Origin of the sequence: Chryseobacterium sp. BIGb0232, from assembly GCF_024810195.1 — a bacterium.
Taxonomy (GTDB): domain Bacteria; phylum Bacteroidota; class Bacteroidia; order Flavobacteriales; family Weeksellaceae; genus Chryseobacterium; species Chryseobacterium pennae.
The window spans coordinates 418,436-436,948 of the sequence record NZ_JANUEH010000002.1 but is presented as its reverse complement, the minus strand read 5'-3'; the positions used below and the strand labels follow the sequence as shown (position 1 = coordinate 436,948).

At 36.1% G+C, this 18,513-nt stretch carries 15 protein-coding genes; 10 read left to right on the top strand and 5 right to left on the bottom strand.

Translation table 11 applies throughout. From position 1 onward, the window contains the following. The first annotated feature begins 88 nt into the window (after nt 1-88). Nucleotides 89-2,368, top strand: coding sequence for a choice-of-anchor L domain-containing protein (locus M2372_RS08085; RefSeq protein ID WP_310473119.1), 2,280 nt, complete (start codon nt 89-91; stop codon nt 2,366-2,368). A gap of 88 nt (nt 2,369-2,456) precedes the next feature. On the opposite strand, the gene rsmA is transcribed toward M2372_RS08085, so the two are convergent. Further along, nucleotides 2,457-3,227 (bottom strand): 16S rRNA (adenine(1518)-N(6)/adenine(1519)-N(6))-dimethyltransferase RsmA, encoded by a 771-nt coding sequence (gene rsmA, locus M2372_RS08080; RefSeq protein WP_115973476.1) that lies wholly within the window; start codon nt 3,225-3,227, stop codon nt 2,457-2,459. A 91-nt stretch (nt 3,228-3,318) separates the two neighbouring features. Here rsmA and M2372_RS08075 point away from each other — a divergent pair, with 91 nt between their 5' ends. The 6 genes from M2372_RS08075 (at nt 3,319) to M2372_RS08050 (ending at nt 8,403) form a co-directional block, all read left to right on the top strand. Beyond that, complete coding sequence (locus tag M2372_RS08075) at nt 3,319-4,218, top strand: ABC transporter permease (protein WP_115973475.1); 900 nt, start codon at nt 3,319-3,321, stop codon at nt 4,216-4,218. 2 nt (nt 4,219-4,220) lie between these two features. Then, entirely contained in the window at nt 4,221-4,517 is a 297-nt protein-coding gene (locus M2372_RS08070) for a DUF3098 domain-containing protein (RefSeq protein ID WP_115973474.1), read from the top strand. Nucleotides 4,518-4,611: 94 nt separating this feature from the next. Next, a complete protein-coding gene (locus M2372_RS08065) occupies nt 4,612-5,430 on the top strand; it encodes an undecaprenyl-diphosphate phosphatase (RefSeq protein WP_123319835.1) in 819 nt (272 codons plus the stop codon). A 21-nt stretch (nt 5,431-5,451) separates the two neighbouring features. Further along, complete coding sequence (truB, locus tag M2372_RS08060) at nt 5,452-6,150, top strand: tRNA pseudouridine(55) synthase TruB (RefSeq protein ID WP_123319834.1); 699 nt, start codon at nt 5,452-5,454, stop codon at nt 6,148-6,150. Nucleotides 6,151-6,178: 28 nt separating this feature from the next. Then, a complete protein-coding gene (gene rluF / locus M2372_RS08055; RefSeq protein ID WP_115973471.1) occupies nt 6,179-6,901 on the top strand; it encodes a 23S rRNA pseudouridine(2604) synthase RluF in 723 nt (240 codons plus the stop codon). 278 nt (nt 6,902-7,179) lie between these two features. Further along, a complete protein-coding gene (locus M2372_RS08050; protein ID WP_123947433.1) occupies nt 7,180-8,403 on the top strand; it encodes a YncE family protein in 1,224 nt (407 codons plus the stop codon). An 87-nt stretch (nt 8,404-8,490) separates the two neighbouring features. On the opposite strand, the gene M2372_RS08045 is transcribed toward M2372_RS08050, so the two are convergent. Both M2372_RS08045 and M2372_RS08040 read right to left on the bottom strand, forming a co-directional pair. After that, nucleotides 8,491-9,774: a helix-hairpin-helix domain-containing protein gene (locus M2372_RS08045; protein ID WP_123319832.1), complete on the bottom strand. Its 1,284-nt coding sequence runs from the start codon at nt 9,772-9,774 to the stop codon at nt 8,491-8,493. 164 nt (nt 9,775-9,938) lie between these two features. Further along, complete coding sequence (locus M2372_RS08040; RefSeq protein WP_115973468.1) at nt 9,939-10,283, bottom strand: MerR family transcriptional regulator; 345 nt, start codon at nt 10,281-10,283, stop codon at nt 9,939-9,941. A gap of 180 nt (nt 10,284-10,463) precedes the next feature. On the opposite strand from M2372_RS08040, the gene M2372_RS08035 reads away from it, so the two are divergent. Together M2372_RS08035 and M2372_RS08030 are read left to right on the top strand one after the other, a co-directional pair. Then, nucleotides 10,464-13,136 (top strand): reprolysin-like metallopeptidase, encoded by a 2,673-nt coding sequence (locus tag M2372_RS08035; RefSeq protein ID WP_123319831.1) that lies wholly within the window; start codon nt 10,464-10,466, stop codon nt 13,134-13,136. 117 nt (nt 13,137-13,253) lie between these two features. After that, a complete protein-coding gene (locus M2372_RS08030) occupies nt 13,254-14,132 on the top strand; it encodes an AraC family transcriptional regulator (protein ID WP_115973466.1) in 879 nt (292 codons plus the stop codon). 94 nt (nt 14,133-14,226) lie between these two features. Here the strand turns inward: M2372_RS08030 and ccoG are convergent, their stop codons facing one another. After that, entirely contained in the window at nt 14,227-15,669 is a 1,443-nt protein-coding gene (gene ccoG / locus M2372_RS08025) for a cytochrome c oxidase accessory protein CcoG (RefSeq protein WP_115973465.1), read from the bottom strand. Nucleotides 15,670-15,927: 258 nt separating this feature from the next. On the opposite strand from ccoG, the gene M2372_RS08020 reads away from it, so the two are divergent. Continuing rightward, a complete protein-coding gene (locus M2372_RS08020) occupies nt 15,928-16,821 on the top strand; it encodes an SMP-30/gluconolactonase/LRE family protein (RefSeq protein WP_123319830.1) in 894 nt (297 codons plus the stop codon). 105 nt (nt 16,822-16,926) lie between these two features. Here the strand turns inward: M2372_RS08020 and M2372_RS08015 are convergent, their stop codons facing one another. Continuing rightward, on the bottom strand, nt 16,927-18,234 hold the full coding sequence (locus M2372_RS08015; RefSeq protein ID WP_115970965.1) for a DEAD/DEAH box helicase: 1,308 nt from the start codon (nt 18,232-18,234) through the stop codon (nt 16,927-16,929). Nucleotides 18,235-18,513 lie beyond the last annotated feature (279 nt).

The window sequence follows — 18,513 nt, the reverse complement described above, 5'->3', positions numbered from 1 at the left end:
AAATATTATGATAAGATACCTACCGATTTGTTTATTATTTTTATTTATCTCAAATTTTTCATTTTCACAAAGTCAGCAGCCCAGATCAGTGTTAAAGAAACAAGCGTCTATTCAGTCTAAAAAAGCAGGCGCTTTTATTGATGTGAATGCACCGGGATATTTGGAATCCGCTTATAGTATAGAGAAACTAGTAAAAGATGTATTGATTTCATCAGGAACCAATACCTGTATTACTCCCAATGTATCCAACGTAAAGATTACCCCTAATCATGCTGTAGGTGATGCAAACAGGGCATGGGGATATTTTCATAAGGCAACAACCAATTTTCCTTTTAAAGATGGTATTGTACTTTCTACAGGGTATGCAAGAAAGGCAGGTAATAGTTTTGAATCCAGTAATAGTGATACCAATGGTGGTGGGTCAGATGCTGATCTGGCACAGGTGCTTGGTGTTACTGAAAGCAAATTATATGATGCAGTACTTCTGGAGTTTGATTTTGTTCCTACAACTACTCAGATCAAGTTTAATTATTTAATTGCATCCGACGAATATACCGGGACATTTCCCTGTAATTATGCGGATGCCTTTGCTATATTACTGAGACCTACATCAGGAGGAGCAGCCTATACCAATATGGCGATACTGCCTGGAGGAGCTGGACCAGTAAGTATTACCAATATTCACCCTGCAATTGGATCCACTTGTGGAGCTGTTAATCAACAGTATTTTGGAGGGTATAATACTACTAATGTTGAGACGAACTTTAATGGAAGAACGGTTCCGCTTACTGCTGTAGCAGATGTAGTGGCAGGACAGGAATATCATTTTAAAATGGTAATCGCTGACTTCAATGACCATAGCTTCGACTCTGCCGTATTTCTGGAAGGAGGTTCTTTTAATATCGGGGTAGACCTTTTAGGACCTGGCGGAGCAAAATTACCTAGTGATATTAACGTATGTGATAATGTACCTCAGGTACTTACTGCTTCTGTAAGTGATCCGAACTTATTGTATCAATGGTATTATAACGGAACCCTGATTCCTAATGCAACAACCAATGTAGTTACTGCTGCACAGCCGGGAACCTATACAATTGAAGTAAGTGTACCCGGAAACCCATGTCCAGGTAAAGCATCGATAGAAATCCACGGCGGAACAACGCCTGAAGCATTTGATGCTACATTATTGCTCTGTACTACACCGGATATTACCACTTTTGATTTAAGTACCATTAAGTCATCAATCAGTACAACACCAGGAGCTATATTTAAATTTTATGAAAATCAGGCTGATGCCGTTGCTGAGAATAATAATTATATCAAGAATATCCTGAACTATAATGGTACAGATGGACAGATATTGCATGTAGTAGTTTCTAACGGGGGTTTCTGTAGAAAATTGGTAGAGTTGAAATTGTTGAAAGAAGAAACACCTACTGTCCAACTGAAAGCATCAAGCATTCAGGTATGCCCGGGAGAAACCGTAACCCTTACAGCAGAAGGTGGAAATACCTACCTTTGGAGTAACTTTCCGGGAACAGGCAATATGCAAGATGTTACTTTATACCAGAGTACAGTATTCACAGTGTATGCAATAGGAGAAAAAGGGTGTAAGTCTCTTAACCCTGCAACTATCAGAATTGAAGTTACTCCTGAAATCATAAGCCCGTTAGCAGATGTTGAAATGTGTGACGGAGACCGTGTTACCCTTGATGCAGGAGCTGGACCTAAGTATAAATACAAGTGGAGTACAGGAGCTACTACACAGAAAATAGACGTAGAAAAATGGGGGATTTATACCGTTGAAATTGATAACGGATACTGTAAAAAGACCTTTTCTGCCAAAGTGATGGGAGCTGCAATCCCTTATGTCATCGGAATAGATTACCAAACATCTAAAAAAACTCTGACGATTGCTGCAGAAAACCCTCCGATGAATAATACCCCAAGCAGTATTGAATATTCTATTGATAACGGAATTACATGGCAGCAGTCTAATATATTCACAGGGCTTTTAGATAATACCAATTATACAATCCAGGTGAGAAGAGTAGGAACGCACTGTATAGGAACATTTGATTTCTTTACTTTGCAGATCAACAATATGATTACTCCTAATAATGATGGAATTAATGATGTACTTGATCTGAAAGCTTTAGGTCAGTTTAAAAATTTCACAGGTTCTATCTATGACCGGTATGGAGTGGAGATGTTCAGATTCTCAAAAGACACTCCAACCTGGGACGGTACTGTATCTGGTAAGAGATTGCCTTCAGCGACTTACTGGTATAAGTTTACCTATGAATATCCAAAATCCAAAACCCAGATGAACTGGTCTGGCTGGATCATGCTAAAAAACAGAGAATAATAAAGAGTAAAGCCTTTCAGTCAGAAAGGCTTTATTTAAATAAATTTCATAAAAAAGCTCCTTAATGAGGAGCTTTTTGTTATATGTCTTATTGGTTTTCTTTCCATAGATTCGCAAAGTGGATGAAATCATACACGCTGAGTTCCTCTGCTCTTTTATCTAAAAATTCATGACCTTTCAAGGCTTCAGGTATAACCAATGACTTCAATGCATTGGAAAGTTTTTTTCTTCTCTGGTTGAAGCCTGTCTTTACTATCTGTTTAAAAAGAACCTCATTACCGGCCAGACCTTCTTTAGGATTTCTGGTAAGGCGGATTACTCCGGATTTTACCTTTGGTGGCGGATTAAAGACATTCTCATGAACCGTAAACATATAGGATACGTCATAGTAGGCCTGAATAAGAACAGAAAGAATACCATAATCTTTGGTTCTTGGAACCGCAGCAGTTCTTTCAGCTACTTCTTTCTGGAACATTCCTACCATTTCAGGAATCATTTCGTAATGGTCAACGATCTTAAATAATATCTGCGATGAAATATTATACGGGAAGTTCCCGATAATAGCAATCTGCTCATCCTTGATAAAATTAAAGTCCTGTTTCAGGAAATCCCCTACAAAAGTATTTTCCGTAACTTTGGAATAGTTGTTTTTCAGGTATTCGATGGACTCTGTGTCGATCTCTGCAAGATAAATGTTCTGTTCCTTTTCAAGAAGATATTTGGTAAGAACTCCCATTCCGGGACCTACTTCCATAATATTATTATAGTTCTCAAAACTAAGACCTTCTACGATTTTTCTTGCGATATTTTCATCTGTCAGAAAGTGCTGCCCAAGATGTTTTTTTGCTTTTACACTCAAAGTTTTTTATGATTTTATTAACAATGATTTTCTTTATTTCGTCCCAAATTTCGGAAGATTTTTTCTATTTTAGCCAAAAATTTTAATATTAATGGCTAAATCTGTAGATGAGTTTAATAAGAAAAGGCTTCGGTCCAGCAATATTACAGTAGTGATAAGTATTGCCTTAGTGTTATTTTTGTTAGGATTAATGGGGCTTATTTTAATTAATGCCCAGAAGTATTCTGACTATATCAAAGAGCAGTTGGTAGTGAACGCTTACTTTGATGAAAACTATGATGCTAAAGACTCTGTGAAAATTGCAAAACTAGAGGAAGAAACTTTTAAAAAGGTACAGACGTTAGCTCCTGTAAAAAAAGCAACCTATATTTCCAGAAGCATGGCTGCCACAGAAGCCAAAAAGAGTATGGGAATTGATAGTGACGCATTGTTTGAAGAAAATATCTTCCCGTCGTCTATCGAAATTGCTTTAAAACCTGAATATGTAGATCCTGCGAAAATTGATGAAGCTATCAAGGTGATCAAGTCGGTTCCGGGTATCATTGATGTGAAGAACGACAGTACTTTGATGGTGGATGTTTACAACAACCTGAGCAGAATCTTAAAATGGATTTTTGGATTTTCGTTGCTGTTTTTAGTATTGGCAGTGGTGTTGATCAATAACTCTATCCGTCTGAAAATTTTCTCCAAGAGGTTTATTATTAAAACCATGCAGCTGGTAGGAGCGAAAAGAAGATTTATCCTTAAACCTTTTATCATTGAAGCGATTATTTTAGGGGCCATTGGTTCTCTAATTGGTCTTATTGCTTTAGGTGGTATTTGGTATTATTTCACAAGCCAGATCGGATCGGCTTTTGTACAAGACAATAATCAGTATGTCTGGTTAGTAATTTTAGTATTAGGAGTAGGAATTTTTATTTCTGTCTTAAGTACTATCTTTGCTACATGGAGATTCTTAAAATCAAACGTTGACGATTTATATTACTCTTAAAAATGAGCAAAAAAACAAATAAACTTTCTGCTTCAGACTTCGGAAGTGAAGCGGAAGTACCACAGGAAAATGCTTTCTATTTCGGACAGCAGAACTTTAAATGGATGTTGATCGGGTTAGCTTTTATTGTGGTAGGATTTCTTTTGATGATGGGACCTGATGCTAATACCGTAGACGGTAAATTTGATCCTAACTCATGGAATGACGATATCTTCTCCATCAGAAGAATCAGAATCGCTCCGCTATTTGTTGTGATAGGTTTTGTAATAGAAGTCTACGCGATCTTAAAAAGGAAATAAATAGAAATTTATATTTAGAGATTAAGAGATTAAGAAATTTAAAGCCAGCTTTAAATCTCTCAATCTCTTAATCTTTTAATTTTTGTAAAAGAATATGGATTTAATTAAAGCAATTATTATTGCCATTGTAGAAGGACTTACGGAATATCTTCCTATTTCATCTACAGCACACATGGGATTCACTGCCAATTTATTGGGAATGCCTGATGATGAATTTTTGAAAATGTTTCAGGTATCCATTCAGTTTGGAGCCATTCTATCAGTTGTAGTCGCCTATTGGAAAAAGTTTTTTGATCTGAATAACATTCAGTTTTACTTTAAACTGGCCTTTGCCGTAGTTCCTGCATTGGTTTTGGGATATTTATTTGATGATAAAATTGAAGCTATTCTGGGAAATCAGATTGCAATTTCTTCAGTATTGGTTTTGGGCGGAGTTGTTTTATTATTTGCTGATCAATGGTTTAAAAACCCTACCATTGATGATGAAAAAGGAATTACGATAAAAAAAGCAATAACCATAGGATTCTGGCAGTGTCTTGCGATGATGCCGGGAACCAGCCGTAGTGCAGCTTCCATTATTGGAGGAATGGCACAGGGGCTTACAAGAAAAGCTGCGGCAGAATTCTCTTTTTTCCTTGCAGTACCTACCATGCTGGCGGTAACTGTATATTCGGTTTTTGTAAAGACCTGGGGAAAAGAAACTGCTAATCCACAGAAAGGATATGAGATGATTATGGCGTCACAGGATCACATTATGATCTTCGTAATCGGAAATGTGGTGGCATTTATCGTAGCATTAATTGCGATCAAAGCATTCATCGGGGTGCTTAATAAATATGGTTTCAAACCTTGGGGATGGTACCGTATTTTTGTTGGAATTGCTTTATTAATCTATTTTTATTTCTTTAAATAAAAAATATTCATATATCCATTCATGACGGCGGAAGAACTGAAATCAGGATACATATTTTTATTAGACAAACCTTTGGACTGGACTTCCTTTCAGGCTGTCAATAAAATGAAATATAAACTTAAAAGGGAGTTTGATCTTCCTAAAAAATTTAAAATCGGACATGCAGGAACTCTGGATCCAAGAGCTACGGGGCTTCTGATCGTATGTTGCGGGAAATTCACAAAGAATATCCCTGAAATTCAGGATGCACCTAAAGAATACTGGACAGAAATTAAAATAGGAGTACAAACTGAATCCTATGATACTGAAAAGCCGGAAATTCTTCATCAGGATTTTTCGCATATCACAGAAGATCAGGTGAAAGAGGTTTTAGAAAAATTTGTTGGAGAAATTGAACAGAAACCACCTGTATACTCTGCCATAAAGATTGATGGGGAAAGAGCCTATAATCTGGCAAGAGCAGGAGAAGAAGTGGAAATGAAATTCAGAAAGACAACGATTCACTATCTCAACGATATTAAAATAGATTTTCCTTTGATAAGCTTTACAGTTGGATGTTCAAAAGGAACTTATATAAGAAGTTTGGCTCATGATATAGGGCAGGAATTAGGAGTAGGTGCTTACCTTACTCAATTGAGAAGAACAAAAATCGGAGATTATAAAATTGAAGACGCTACAGATCAGTTTTTAAACAATGATTTCAGATTTCAAGGTGAATGAAAAATGATACCAATTACGGTAGAGACTAATGGAAAAGACACGTATTAATAAATATTTATCAGAAGTAGGATACTGTTCAAGAAGAGCAGCAGATAAGCTGCTGGAGGAAGGCAGAATAAAGATTAATGGTAAAGTACCTGAAATGGGAACCAAAGTTTCTGATGAAGATCTGGTGGAAGTAGACGGAAAACCTATCAGAGAGCCACAGGATAAGCCTGTTTATATTGCTTTTAATAAACCGGTAGGAATCGTATGTACAACCGATACAAAACGCGAACAGAACAATATTATAGAGTATATCAACCATCCTAAAAGGATTTTTCCGATCGGAAGACTGGATAAACCCAGTGAAGGACTTATCCTCTTAACCAGTGATGGAGACATCGTAAATAAAATTCTAAGGGCGAGAAATAATCACGAAAAAGAATATCTGGTGCGGGTAGATAAACCGATAACACCAACGTTTCTTCAAAAAATGAGAAATGGAGTTCCTATTTTGGACACAGTCACAAAGAAATGTGAGGTGGAAAAGATTGATGATATGAATTTCAGAATTATTCTTACTCAGGGACTCAACAGGCAGATCCGTAGAATGTGTGAATACCTTGGCTATGATGTAAAAAAGCTGAAAAGAATCCGCATCATGAATATCAAGCTTGATCTTCCCGTAGGAAAATGGAGAGATTTAACAGATGATGAGCTTAGCAATTTAAATTCTCTTTTAACAGATTCAACTAAAACAATCGATTAAGAGTATAGTATAAAATAAAAAAGATGGCAGGTAGAAAATTTCTTCTTGCCATCTTTTTTATTTGTTTTTCTGAACCAAAAGTAAAGCAGAGTATCTGTTTTATCCTATTTTGCATAGATTTTTATACGGATTATCATGCCCATTGCTGTATAGGAAGTTGGTTTAAAAGATCTTGAAAGGATTGTTTTTATTAATATTCACATATTAGTGTAATATTTTTAGTTTTTTAGTCAAATTGTATTATATTTATAATGAAAAATACTAAAAACCTGAAAACCATGAAATTAAAATTTAATCCCGTTTTTTTACTTGTCATTTTACTTCCATTTTCTAATTGTCAAAATGATAATCATAACCCAGAACTTCCCCATGATACTGCTTTTTATATCGATTATAGAAGTCTGACAGGACAATCTGATGGAATAGCGGTCATAGAGCTGGATCCGGAAGCTCCCGATTTCGGAAATATCAGCAGTAAACTTGAATTAGGTGCCGGTGTTCTGCCTCACCATCTTTATTATAACCAGAATGCAAACAAATTATATACAACAGCTTTAGGAGGAAGCTATCTCTATCAGGTGAAAACTGAAAAAGATAAAAACGGACAACCAAAATTAGTGAGTGCAACCCCAATTGACACAGGCGAAAATACGGTAGGCGAAAACTTATTTTTCACCAATGACGGAAGGTTTTTTATGACCTTTATGGGAGGAGCAGGAGGGCTGAAAGATGGAAGTGTAGGTGTTTTTAATGCTAATAACAATCAGCTTATCAAAACCATTAAAGCTCCAATTCAGGACAATCCCAATAAATTTATTATGTACCCGCATGGTATTTCTGTTAATGAAGAAAAAGGGCTGATGATGGTAACTTCAACTATTCATCCGGATCTTACCAGTGGTTTTGGAAATACCTGTACTTTGATAGATTTAAAAACGTATGAGTTAAAAGAGACCTATCAGGTTGCAGACTCACCAACTGATTTGTCAAGTCCTGTTGAGGTTTTATTGCTTCGTGGACAATTTCCACAATATGCTCTTGCTACAACCATGCTTGGAGGAGATATCTGGATTGCTCCATATAACGCTGCAACTAAGAAATATGATGCTTTTACCAAAATATTTGACGGAAGTACACAAGGCTTAGGCTGGACCCTCGAAATGTATATTGATGATAACAACAGGCTGTATGTAAGTTTTGCCGATCCCGGAAAAGTTCTGGTTTTTGACATCAGTAATCTTCCTCAACTAAAACTTTTAAAAACCCTTACTGCAGATAAAGGAGCGCATCATATGGTTTTCTTTAAAACCAAAAAAGGAAAAGAAGTGGTAGCCGTACAAAATAATCTGCTGGATATTCCAAACTTAAATTCCGGCACCATTAGTGTCATTGAAATTCAGACTGGAAAAACCTTGGGTACAGTTAATTTACGCTCCAAATATGGAATACTGCCCGAATCCATTGAAGGTACCAATGGGCCGAGTAATTATATGCATCACTAAAGTATAAACTGATATATCAGATTAGAAACTATCCGAAATAGAAGATCTGTTTTGGATAGTTTTGCATTAACCGATATGGTATTTTTGTTATTTTAAATATAATTTCATCCTTTCTTCATATTCTGGTTTTAATTTCAAAAATTTTAAAATCTTCTTATCATCAGGATAGGTAATCCTGTAGAAGATGATCTTGTCCGCAGAATATTTGAAATAAGGATGATCCTTCAGCCATTCTTCAGGGGCATCAGCTAAAGTATATTTAGGAACGCCGGAGACGTCCAACGGGGCAATATTGATTAACTTTTGAACTAAATCTTTATCAATATTATAAGTATCTAAAATCTGCTGTTTATTGACAAAACCTCTCAGCTTTTTTCTGAAGCCAATAATTGAACCTGAGCTTTTTTCGTCAAGTCCAAACTCAATAAGCTGTCTGAAGGTAATAGTATTGAGATCTGTTTTCGCAAAATCTGTTTTTTCCTGCTTAATTTCTTCTTTCTTTATTGCCTCAGGACTGAGCCTGATGAAAGATTTAATCTCTTGAAATTTTTCCGGAGAAATGACAAAACATTTTTGAAGATCTTCAGGACTTTTAAAGTTGCCCCGAAGGTTTCTGTCACGATAATTGATGATAATCTGAGCCTGCTTTTCCGAAAACCCAAGGTTTTTCCATCCGTTAACATCTAGGCTGTTAGGGTCAAAAGTATGATATTGCACCTTTATCTTTTCCGGATAACGAGTACCGACAGCTTTAAAACTTTCCGGAGTTTTCACAGGTAATAGTAAATAGGGCTCCAGTTTGCTGTAATTTTCAGGGGAAATAATAAAACATTCTCTGAATTTCTCTTTGCTGATGAAACTTCCGCCCAGATAATTTTTATACTTTATAATGGCTTCTGCCTGCCTTTCACTGAAACCCATTTTGATCCAGTCCTGAGCAGAAACAATATCAGGATTGAATTTCCCGTTAACAATGACTTCCTTCTTTACAAAACTGCTAAACTTTTTGGAATTATTTTTTTCAGCCGTTTCAGGAAGGAGAATAAACTTTTTTAATTCTTCAAATTTTTCGTTGGAAATTGCATAGCATTTTTTCAGCTGTTCCTTTGATGTAAATGTTCCGCCCACAATATCTTTATATTTAAGAATCGTTGTGATCTGTTTTTCAGAAAATCCGAGTTTTTGCCATTGTTCCTGATTCAGACTGTTAGGATCAAAATCAGATAGATTGGCTGAAACAGAAGAGTTGGCAATAAATTTTACTTCAGGAAAAGTGCCCTTGTCCTTGCTGGTGTATTTCTGGAACGCTAATAAAATAGTCAGTAAAATGACCATAAAAGCCAGTTTTTGGTAATAGTTTTTTCTCATCATGTGTATAAACATATTGATAAAAACCATGCATTGCAATAGCCAGAACTAAAATGGTTGATTTTAGAATATAAAAAATTGTAATTTATTTAAAATTAAACGTTTATATCCTTTGGTGTAGAAATATTTAAAGAGATATTTTGAAGAAAACGGCAACAGAAAAGCTCTTATTCAGAATCATTTTCACCCAGCGATTCTTTCAGTTTTAAAAGTTCAGCTTTTACAAATTCAAGACGGTCAATAATGGTAATGGTTTCTGAAATTTTACTGTTGGTAGTGAGAGCCACTCGTGCACCATCAAGTGTGTATCCTTTTTCTTTAACCAAATGATAGATCATCTGTAGGTTCTTGATATCTTCAGGAGTGAAGTAACGGTTCCCTTTTTTATTCTTTTTAGGTTTGATGATAGGGAATTCCTGTTCCCAATAGCGTATTAATGAAGTGTTTACATCGAATGCTTTAGCAACTTCTCCTATAGAATAATACAGTTTATCAGGTAAATTTATTTTCATTTTACAACTCCTAAACTTCAAAGATAAAAATTTTTTAAAGTTTCATCCAAATATATCTTGAAAAGTCCTGTCATAACCCCGTTTTTTTAACCGGGAATAAAATATCATGATGTTGTGAAAAAAATAAAAAAATGAATGGTTTTTTTTATAACTTAGTGAAACACAAAAAAATATAATGATATGAAGCAACATTTATTCATTTTTGCATTGATGATTCCTTTCTTTGGATTTTCTCAGTGGACAAGAACCGAAATTAAGAATCAAAAAGTTAAGAAATCACAGGAAAAACTTGAATTCGCAGGACTTTATTCACTCAATGCTGACCAGTTCAGACAAAGTCTTAAAAATACACCAGCACGCTTTTCAAGCCCCAAAGGAACAGTCATCTCTCTTCCAACGGCTAAAGGAGGATTGGAGAAATTCCAGGTTTGGGAGTATTCCAATATGGCTCCGGAATTGCAGGCAAAATATCCTGATATTAAATCGTATGTAGGAACTGCATTGGAGGATCCTTCCGTATATTTAAGATTCAGTTTGTCTCCGGTGGGGTTTTCCTCAATGATCACTCGCTCTGGAATTTCTGAATTTATAGAACCCTATACTGAAGACAGAACTGTTTATGCTGTTTTTGATTCCAATGCAAGAAGAGGTCAGGAAAAAGAACCGTTTGAATGCTCTACAATAGAAGATGTAGAAAAGAATGCAGCCGAAAAAAAAAACGATGCTGTAAATAAAAAAGCGGCAGGATTTAATATTTTCAGATTGGCATTATCCTGTACAGGAGAATATGCCCAGTATCATTTAACTGCTGCCGGAACTCCTGCTACAGCAACTGATATTGAGAAAAAAGCTGTAATTGTGGCTGCTATGAATGCTAGCCTTACCCGGCTTAACAGTGTTTTTGAGAAGGATCTTTCTTTTCATTTTAACCTGATTGCCAATAATGATAGTATTATTTTCTTAGATCCAGCGTCTGATCCCTATACAAGTGGTGGTCCCAGTGAAGCCCACGCACAGATATCAGCAAGAATCCCCGCTTCAGATTATGATATGGGACATCTGATTGATAAAGAAGGAGGTAACGGATCTGCCGGAGTAGGGGTTATTTGTAATAATAATTCAAAAGGAGCAGGGTGGACTGCCCACAATTTTCCGGAAGGAGATACATTTGATATAGACTATGTAGCCCATGAAATGGGGCATCAGCTGGGAGCGGGACATTCTTATACATACAGATCTTCACAGGCAGACCAAAAGGTAGAGCCTGGAAGCGGTAGTACAATAATGGCATATACCGGAATTACTACAGCATCTGATGTTCAGTTTAATTCCAATGATTACTATCATACCAATAGTATCAGCCAGATAAGAACTAAATTAAACAGCCTTACTTGTGGTACAAATACTCCTTTTGTAGATCCTTCTCCCAATATTAATGCCGGACTGGATTATACAATTCCTAAATCAACACCATTTGTTTTAAAAGCATCTACTACCGATGCGAACAATGCTTCTTATACATATATTTGGGAACAAACCGATCAGGCTGCAGCAGCTCAGATTGGTGCGGGTGATATTTCTTCAGCTTACCCCGCAAAACCAACAGGACCTACTTTCAGATCATTTGCTCCTGTAAATTCATTGGTAAGATATTTTCCGGATTTTAATAAAGTATTGGCAGGTGTTTTATCAACCCGTTGGGAAAGTGTATCAAGTGTAGCCAGAAACCTTAATTTTGCAGCTACCGTAAGAAATAATAATCCTTTGCAGCCTCAAGTCTCGAAAGATGCAATGACAATAACAGTAAATGCTGTGTCAGGACCTTTTCAGGTAACAGCACCTGTATTTGGCCAGTCATTAAGCTCAGGAGCATCTGTAAATGTTACCTGGGATGTTGCCGGTACAAATGTTGCACCGGTAAATACTGCTAATGTAAATATTAAACTATCTACAGACGGTGGCAAGACATTTAGTGTTATTTTGGCCAATACTCCCAATGACGGGAGTGAAGAAATCGTGATACCATCCGGCTCTAAGTCTGCCAATGCCTATATTCTGATTGAGGCGGTTGATAATATTTATTATACAGTGAGTCCTAGTTTTGTAATTGATTATAATGTAACTGGTGAAAACTGTAATACCTATACATACAGTGGAGGACCTGTAGCGGTTACAGACGGCCCTGGCGGCAGCGGTATATCAGCACCAAGAATAACAATCCCTTTAATGGTTAATAATAATGGGACTATTACGAAAATAAAAGTGACTCCAACTGTTGTTCATCCAAGTGTAAGCCAGTTGGCTATTGGTATTGAAAGTCCGGTAGGATCATCAGCTCTTTTCTGGAACAGACAGTGCTCAGGGCAATCGGGAATTACAGCTTCATTCAGTGATTCCGGAGCAGCGGTGAACTGTATTTCTCCAGTTCAGGGAAATGCTAAATCAAATGAATCTCTGGGTATATTTAAAGGTCATTCGGCACAAGGAGAATGGAAGCTTTTTGCAACAGATAATAATGCAGGTAATGCCGGAACCATCAATGGATGGTCACTCGAAGTATGTACAAGGGAAACTCAGACTCTTGCCACCAGAGAAGTCTCTTCTCCATTAGCAGAGAGTATTAAAGTATACCCTAATCCGAGTGATGGTAATTTCTTTATTAAATCTCAGAATATAAAAGGTGAGGTGAAAGTTACTTTATTTGATTCAAGCGGAAGACTGATCTATTCATCGGCTTATCAAAGTGAAGGAAATAATACCAAAGAACTGAATGTTAATGTACCGAAAGGAGTATATGTCATCAGCATCAGCTCTTCGAAAGGAGTATACAACAGTAAACTGGTTATAAAATAATTATTTATAAAATATTATAAGGAGGATCGGCAATAGCCGGTCCTTTTTTGTATCGGATTTGTAGCTTGGCTTTATTTATAGTATTTTTATCATCCATTTACTAATCCGTTTTATAGGATGAATTCTATTTCTGTTCTTCATATTGATCTTTTTCAGGGTAAGAATCTTTCAGATTTTTATTTTAATACCATGAAAAACCATTTGGTTGTGGGACATCAGCACATAGAAAAGCCTCACAGGCATGATTTTTATGCTGCTGTACTTTTTACCAAGGGAACCGGTATTCATGAGATTGATTTCCAGAGGTACGATGTGTCGGAAGGAAGTCTGTTTTTTCTCTCACCAGGACAGATTCACAGTTGGGAACTGTCAGCAGATATAGATGGTTATATCTTCTTTTGTTCTCAGGAATTTTATGAAATGCATTATGTGAATCAGAAACTGAGAAATTTTCCTTTTTTCGGATCCGTATCATTTCCCAGAAAACAGCAATTGGATGAAGTAGAATTGGCGAAGAATATTCAGTTATTTCAGGAATTGGGAAATGAACATCAGTCTGACAGTTTGATGAAAAATGGGCTTATTCTCTCATTAATGTCTCAGATTTTTATCAACTCCACCCGGTTATTTTCAAGGGATTTTGATACACTTACTTCTTCTGCCGGGCTTTCTTATTTTAAGCATTATCAGGATTTTGAAAGTCTTATTGAACAACATTTTACGGAGCATAAATCAATTGCCTATTATGCATCGTTATTAGGGATTTCTTCAAAGCACCTGAACAGAACTGTGCAGGCTGTAGTACAGAAAACAGCTACAGAAGTGATCACCGAACGGGTAGTATTGGAGGCCAAAAGAATGTTGATGTACCTTGATGAGAACCTTGTTGATATTGCTTTCAGACTGGGGTATGAAGAATATTCCTACTTTGTAAGAGTCTTCCGGAAAAGTTCCGGAATGACCCCTACTCAGTTTATGAGGAAATATAAGGCCTGATTTGTTTGAGATTCAAAGTTCAATATTTAAAAGCTGGTTATTAGTTTTTATCACGTCTGTCACAAATATTTGAACCTCTTGTTTTCCTAATCTATTACAACGCCAGTTGAAATGGTCCTTCAAACGTAGTATCAAATGAATCTACCAATTCTCCTTTCTCGTCAAAAACACCAATAACCATATTCTGCTTGGAAAATTTGATTTTATCTTCAGGGAAAGAGATATTGATATTTCCTTTTAAGATCTGGTCGCCTTTCAGAATAATTTTCTCAGGGCCGAAGTAAGTAATTTCAGCATTATCAGGGGCTATCACTTTAATGGTGAGTGTTTTTTTCTCATTCGATTTATTCAGAAGGGTATAAATAAAAGTATTGGTGATTTTACCGTCTTTAATGAAGAAAGTAGAGCCTGCTGGCTTAATGAACTTAGCTTCCATAGATCCACGGTCATACATTAAAAAGCCAAGGAACCCGACTAATAGAGCCAGAATGGCAGTAGTAGCCTTCATTCTCGAAGTGAATTTGAATTTCTCACGATTTTCAATTTCAGATTCAGTGGCATAACGGATTAATCCTTTTGGCAGGCCTACTTTATCCATTACTTCATCGCAGGCATCAATACATGCTGTGCAGTTTACGCACTCCAATTGTTGTCCATGTCTGATATCAATTCCCGTAGGGCAGACTACAACGCATTGATTACAATCTATACAATCTCCTTTACCAGCCGCTTTTCTATCTTCATTATTTCTCCACTTTGAACGGCCTTCTCCTCTTTTAAAATCGTAATATACGTTGATCGTCTGCTTATCAATTAAAACTCCCTGAAGTCTTCCATATGGACAAACCAGAGTACATACCTGCTCACGGAGCCATGCAAAAACAAAGTAGAAAGTCATCGTGAAAAAAATCATGGTGACAAACTTTAAAGGATGTTCTGCCGGTCCTTCAATCATAATCTGAAAAACCTGTTCATAACCTACTATATACATGAACATAAAAGTAGAGATGACCATAGAAATCAAAATAAATACAGACCATTTTGTAATTCTTTTTCTGATCTTTTCGGCATCCCACTCCTGTCTGTCGAGTTTCATTTGTTTGTTTCGGTCACCTTCAATCCAGTATTCTATTTTACGGAAAACCATTTCCATAAATAAAGTTTGCGGACATAGCCAGCCACAGAATATTCTTCCAAAAACTACGGTGAACAGCATAACAAAGATAACAGAGGTAACAGCTCCAAGGGCAAGGATAAAAAAGTCCTGAAGATAAAACGGCTGTCCAATAATAAAGAATTTCCCGTCGATAACATTAAATAGGAAGAAAGGATTGTTATTAATCTTTAGAAAAGGCAATCCAAAGAAAAGGGCAAGTAAAGCGTAACTGGTATAATTCCTGTAATTGGTATATTTACCTTTGGGCTTTCTGGGGAAGATCCATTTTCTTTTTCCGGTCTCATCCATTGTTCCTACCGAATTTCTAAAATCTTCATTTTCAATTTCCAGGGATTTGATGTTGTTGGACTCTGCGCTCATTATCGTATGCTATAAAAGTATTTTGGTAATATTTTTCATCCGAACCAATACCTGTTTTCCAAGCTGAATCTCTATAGATAAACGGTATTGATTCCTCTACTGCAAAGCTCTGGATTATATCCTTCAACTACTAATATGATCTACTTCAAAAATAGTACAATTGGGACATTTTAGATTTTGATTAATCATAAATCAAAGGATGAAAATATTTTTGAAATCGATAAAGCATATCGTAAATTGCATATCTAAAAATGAAGTATGAAGAATATCTGTAAAGTTGGCCTGATTGGTTTGGTTTTCGCATTAGTAAACTGTCAATCAGTAAATAGTAGTAAAATGTTTTATGAAGGTGTACAACCACAAATGGTTTCTGATAAGTTTAGCTTTACAGAAGGCCCGTCAACCGATGAAGAAGGAAATGTATATTTTACCGATCAGCCTAATGATAAGATCTATTACTGGGACTGGAAAAGGAATCAGATCATTGAATTTTTAGATAAAACAGGAAGGGCAAACGGAACTCATTTTGATAAAGATGGTTTCCTGATTACCTGTTCCGATGATAATGGAGAGATGTGGAAGATCTCAAAAAATAGAAAAGTAGAAGTCCTGTTTAAAGATTTTGAAGGGAAAAGATTAAATGGTCCTAATGATGTTTGGAATGATGTTTTTGGGGGAATGTATTTTACCGATCCTTTATATGAAAGAGATTACTGGATAGATTTCAAACAGGAATTACCTAATAAAAGTCTTTATTACAGAAATAAGAATGGAAAGATTAATAAATTAGACACTTTCACACAACCCAACGGAATTGTAGGAAGTGAAAAATTAAGAAAACTGTACCTTTCAGACATTGATGCCGGAAAAACCTATGTATATGATATTCTGGGAGAAGGAAAGTTATCAGAGAAAAAACTCTTCTGTGAAATGGGTTCGGATGGAATGACATTGGACAAACACGGAAACCTTTATTTAACAGGAGACGGAGTACATGTTTTTAACCGTGAAGGAAAGAAAATTTATCACATTTCCATTCCGGAAAAATGGACTTCCAATGTGACATTCGGAGGAGAAAATAACGATATTTTATTCATTACCGCTTCAAAATCGGTGTATACTTTTCCAATGAGAGTGAGAGGGATCAAATAAAATATTGCCACGAACGCATAAATATTATTCGTGCATTCGTGGCAATTTAAAACAACTCTTATTAGCAGTATTCAATTTATCGAAGATAAATCCTGAGCTTATCCTTTAATAAGCAACTTCCATTTTTACTTTTTTCCCTTTCAGTTTTTCATTCTGAAGCTTTTTCAAAACAGTATTCACCTTATTTCTGGCAACCGCAACATAGGAAGTAGTGTCTTTTACTTCAATAGTACCTACATCTTCTTTTTGTAGTTCTCCTTTTTTAAGCAGATACCCTACGATATCAACTTTATTTACTTTATCTTTTTTTCCTGCGCTGATATAAATAGTCTGGAAAGGTGTTTTTTGCGGAACCTGGGTGAATCCGGCAACACTTTCTTCAGGCGTATCATTTTTGATGAACGGGAAATTTTCCTCTTCTGTCATAATCAGGTAGACAAAACCTTTAGCATTCATTCTGGCAGTACGTCCGTTTCTGTGGATGAAAGCATCTTCTTTTGGAGGAAGCTGATAATGTACGATAGATTCCACTTCAGGAATATCCAGCCCACGGGCAGCTAAATCTGTTGTGATAAGGATTCTTGCAGAATCGTTTCTGAATTTCAGTAATGCACGTTCTCTTTCATCCTGTTCCATACCGCCATGGAAGGTTTCTCTGTCGATACCCATTTGATTGAGAAGTTCAGAGATACGGTCAACAGCATCACGGTGATTACAGAAAATCAGAGTTCTCTTGTTTCCGATTTTACAAACCAGATTGAAGAGAGTATCCAGTTTTTCCTCAGAAATAGTCATTACTTTTCTTAACTGAATATCCGGTTTTACTTCATTCTCTTTAAGGAAGCTGATGATTTTTTCATCTTTCAAGCCTGTAAATGCAGGAATTTCATCCATTGCTGTTGCAGACGTTAAAATTCTTTGAGAAAGTCCTTTTAAAGAATTACAGATAAATTCCATATCATCATGGAAACCTAGCTCCAATGCCTTGTCAAATTCATCCAGAACCAATGTTTTGATCGTTTTAGGATCAAAATTATTATTTCTTACGTGATAAGTAACTCTACCCGGAGTTCCGATTAAAACAGCCGGAGCTTCAATTAAATTATTGACTTCAATTTTTTTATCATGTCCACCATAGCAAACGGAAACTTTAAAATCTGTTCCCATCGATTTGAAAACCTGTTCAATCTGTAACGCCAGTTCTCTGGCAGGAACTAATATCAATGCCTGAACTCCCTGAACATCTTTTTTCAGATTTCTGAGAACCGGAAATAGAAAAGCAAGGGTTTTCCCTGATCCGGTAGGAGAGAGCAGTACAATATCAGTATTGTTTTCAGACGCTTTATAAGTAGATTTCTGCATCTGATTCATATCCTGAATCTGCAGCTTTTGATAAATTGATTGTAGTTCCATGGCGCAAAGATAATGAATTTTAGAGTTTGAGAATGTTAGAGTTTGAGTGTTTTAGGCTGATAGAGTCATAGTCTGTGCTTCTGTCATTCTGAATGGAATGTAACGCAGTGAAGAATCTCAAAAGCAATAATGGTCTGCAACATCATCTATACTTATTGAATTATTAAGACTTTTTTCTTTCTTTCAATTATAGATGCTTCAACTTCGTTCAGCATGACAGCTCTAATGTTATGCTGTTTAATTATACATTCTCAGACTGAGCGGAGTCGAAGCCTTTTA